This window comes from Lichenibacterium ramalinae (assembly GCF_004137085.1).
GTDB lineage: Bacteria > Pseudomonadota > Alphaproteobacteria > Rhizobiales > Beijerinckiaceae > Lichenihabitans > Lichenihabitans ramalinae.
In genome coordinates this window covers 1-3,277 of the sequence record NZ_QYBC01000053.1, presented here as the reverse complement: position 1 = coordinate 3,277, position 3,277 = coordinate 1, and the positions used below count along the sequence as shown (strand labels likewise).

The window sequence follows — 3,277 nt, the reverse complement described above, 5'->3', positions numbered from 1 at the left end:
AACCCTGCCAGCCTCACCCACCCGCTCGCTTCGTCAACCCGCACAGACCTGACCGCCTGATTGGCCAAAGTCGAGCTCAGGGCATCGAAGCCGGCGGCCACCGCGGCATGTTCGATCCCAAAGCTGTCGACGAGCGCCTGAGCACGGCCGTGCTGGTCCGGTTGCTCGCAACACGGACGAAGCTGCCGATCGTCGCTGCGGGCGGCATCATGGATGGCCAGGGGATCAAGGCGGCGCTGGATCTTGGCGCCGCCGGCGCACAGCTTGGTACGGCATTCATTCTTTGCCCTGAGTCGGCCGCCAACGCTGCCTACCGCACAAGTCTCAAAAGCGAGCGCGCGGGCGTGACGCGGCTGACATCAGGTCTATCCGGACGTCCGGCGCGCGGGATCGTCAACCACCTGATCACCCATGCCGAGACGACCGGAGCGCCACCTTCGGCCGCGTATCCCATGGCCTATGATGTGGCGAAGCAGCTCAACGCGATTGCCGCCAAGGACGGCAATTACGAGTTTGCGGCGCAGTGGGCTGGACAAGGTGCGCCACTCGCACGCGAGCTTCCGGCCTCCGATCTCATGAGGGCTCTTGTAGGCGAAATGAATGTCTAGACGGCAAGCGGCACTCGCCGGAGTGTTCGGTTCGCTATGGGTGTACTCCAAGTGAACCAGGGCGATCCGGGCAGCGCAAGGCCTTTCGCGCCGGTTCGCTTTGGGTATACCCATAGTGAACCGACGGAACCGCATGGCCCTGAGACGAAGGGTTGGCCAAGGTGCAATCTAACCCTGCCGACCTTGGATGCGCGCGAGGTGATCTTCATGCATGCGCTGCGCGTCCTCGAAGCTGGCTAGCAGGATCTCAGCCTCTTCGGTTGGCCTGCCGAGGGTGCCTAGTCGCGCTATGAGAGCCCGTTGATTGGCGAGGGTCCGCTCGCCCTGTCGGACGTGGCGCTGGACCATCTCAAGTTCAGTTTCTTCCGCACTCATGCAAGCAGCATATCATAAGATACCCCTTGGGGGCGGGGCACTGCCCGTGCAGCACGCTCGCGTTCAACTAGGCTCTGGGACGATGCGCCGGACGCGTTCAAAATCTCGAAACCGACTCTGCTGAACCACGGTTGGTGTTCAAGGACTGGCGTTCAGCACGGGCAAGCGCCAACTGAACGCGACAGCCCATGTTGCACCGCAACATCCGACAGAGGCGCTGCATTCGTCAGGCGAGATCCATCGTTCACATCGAGCCCCAGTGACATCCGCATGACGATCGCAGGCCTGAGCATCATCATCCTCGCCGTGTCGCTGTTCGCAGTGCTGGCGCGCCTCGCCCCGGTCGACTGAGCCGGCCGGCGTGCTCCATCAGCTCGCGGTGGTCATGATGCCGACGCTCATCATAGCGGCCGGCATGCTGTGCGGTGTCCCGGATCACCACGGCGCGGATTGACCGGCCCGGCTATGTCGGCGCGGTCACACGGACGTGATGTTTGGATCATGTCTCATGTGATTGCGGCATCGGACGGTGGCGGCATCATCCGCGGATGCCCCAGCCCAGACCGCCATACACCTATCAACCGTTGCTCCCCGCCACGGTCGACGCCAAGGCCACGGCATCCGAGACCATCCGCGCCGTGCGGGTCATCATCGGTCGGTCACAGCCGCCCGCACCCAGCAGTCCCAGCCATGAGCCTGTTCCTGGCCCGCTGGCGGGCGTTTCGCCTTCAACCGGCCATGAATAGACGATGGAGGTGGTCATGCGCTACGCAAAGCCGGACGCGATTCTCGCGCGTGCCAGGCCCCCCAGAGCCGAGACCCGGACCATCGCAGGCGAAGCATGCGCTACCGGGATCGAGACACGCAACCACATCCGACAGATGTACGACCTCATCGATGACACGCGACGCATGGTCGAGGCGTCGTGGGAGGCGGTGAAGCGCTGCCCGACGCTATGATGAGGCGCGGACGACCTCGGCGCCGATCGCGCGCTCGCCACCATCTCGACCGCAATTTCATGCTCTCCGCGTCGCTCGTCACCGCGGCCGGCATGCTGTGCGGTGTCCCGGATCGCGCAGTCGGAGCCGATGCGGGGCAAGCTTGAGCGATGTCGCGAGCACTTGCTCTGCGAGTGAGTGGATGCTCGACGATGCTGACCGCGCCCGAATGCCTCATCACCTCCGACGAACAACCGAGCGCGCCAGTTCTCATCGTGGCGCAGTCAGGCACCAGCTGCGCCCCGCGGCCTCGCTGGCGACACACACCCTCGGCGGGGCCGCGGTCGCGATCGTCTGAGCGGATCTCCTAGGGACATCTCCTAGGGGTCCGCTTCCGGGCGCCGATCGCCGGCAACAGGTTGTTAACGATCGCGCGCCAACCTGGACCCGTCAGAGCAGCGCAGATGACATCATGCCGCCCTCAACACCCTGCTGACCTGCATCGGCGACTATATTGAGGCGCCGCGAGCAGTCGGGATCCCGCGCTCCGTCAGGGCGGCAGCAAGAGCCGCGAGGGTCGTGACGCCCTCAGCCTGCAGGGACGCGATGGTGGGTGCGAGGTCGGCAGCTCGGGCCCGGGACTGGGCGGTCTTCGCGGCTGTCCCCATAGCCCGGATCTCGGCCGTCATCTCGACACCGGGGCGGAGACCCCCGAGCCTCACGCCGCGTGCCTTCGCCGCCGCCAAGGCCTTTCGGGTCCGGTCCCCGATCATGCCGGCCTCAAGCTCCGCCACCGACGCCATTTGCTGGAGCATGAACCGACCCGTGGGCCCCTCGATCTGAGGCAGGTCGCAGAACCGAACATCCACGCCGGCCTCCAACAGCCTCGATAGGAACGCCAGTGAGCGCGTGAGCCGGTCGACCTTGGCCACGACGAGGGCGGCACGGTGTAGGCGCGCGCAGGCCAAGGCTTTGGCCAGTTCCGGCCGGTCGGACTTGCGCCCGGATTCGACCTCGACGAACTCGCCGACGACGCGCCAGGCTCCGCCATTGAGGTAGCCGACAACGGCGGAGCGCTGGGCGGCGAGACCGAGCCCGGACCGGCCCTGCCGGGCGGTGCTGACGCGGCAGTAAGTGACGAAGTTGCCGTCCGCCATGGCTTAACGCTCCCATCAACATTTGTTGACAGGAACGTTATGGATTAACGTCGATCTACGCTCAAGGACGTCGATGGAGGATTTTCTAGATTTATGGGGCAGATTTGACCGCCAGCCCCGCCCGGCACATATCTTGGACAGTGGGCGCGCGCCCACGCTATCCGGCATCTCACCATGGCCCATCGCGACCACTTCACCT

General features: G+C 65.2%; 3 protein-coding genes. 2 read left to right on the top strand and 1 reads right to left on the bottom strand.

Features of this window, described 5'->3' with window-relative positions; genetic code table 11:
* A partial coding sequence (locus tag D3272_RS26890; protein ID WP_207210336.1) for an NAD(P)H-dependent flavin oxidoreductase occupies positions 1–608 on the top strand: 608 nt, incomplete at its 5' end.
* Positions 609–1,744: 1,136 nt separating this feature from the next.
* Positions 1,745–1,942, top strand: coding sequence for a hypothetical protein (locus tag D3272_RS26880; protein ID WP_129222305.1), 198 nt, complete (start codon positions 1,745–1,747; stop codon positions 1,940–1,942).
* Between the two features lie 488 nt (positions 1,943–2,430).
* Here D3272_RS26880 and D3272_RS26875 read toward each other — a convergent pair whose 3' ends face one another.
* Positions 2,431–3,078 carry a recombinase family protein gene (locus tag D3272_RS26875; RefSeq protein ID WP_129222304.1) on the bottom strand — a complete coding sequence of 216 codons (648 nt, stop codon included), beginning with the start codon at positions 3,076–3,078 and terminating at the stop codon, positions 2,431–2,433.
* Positions 3,079–3,277: the final 199 nt, after the last annotated feature.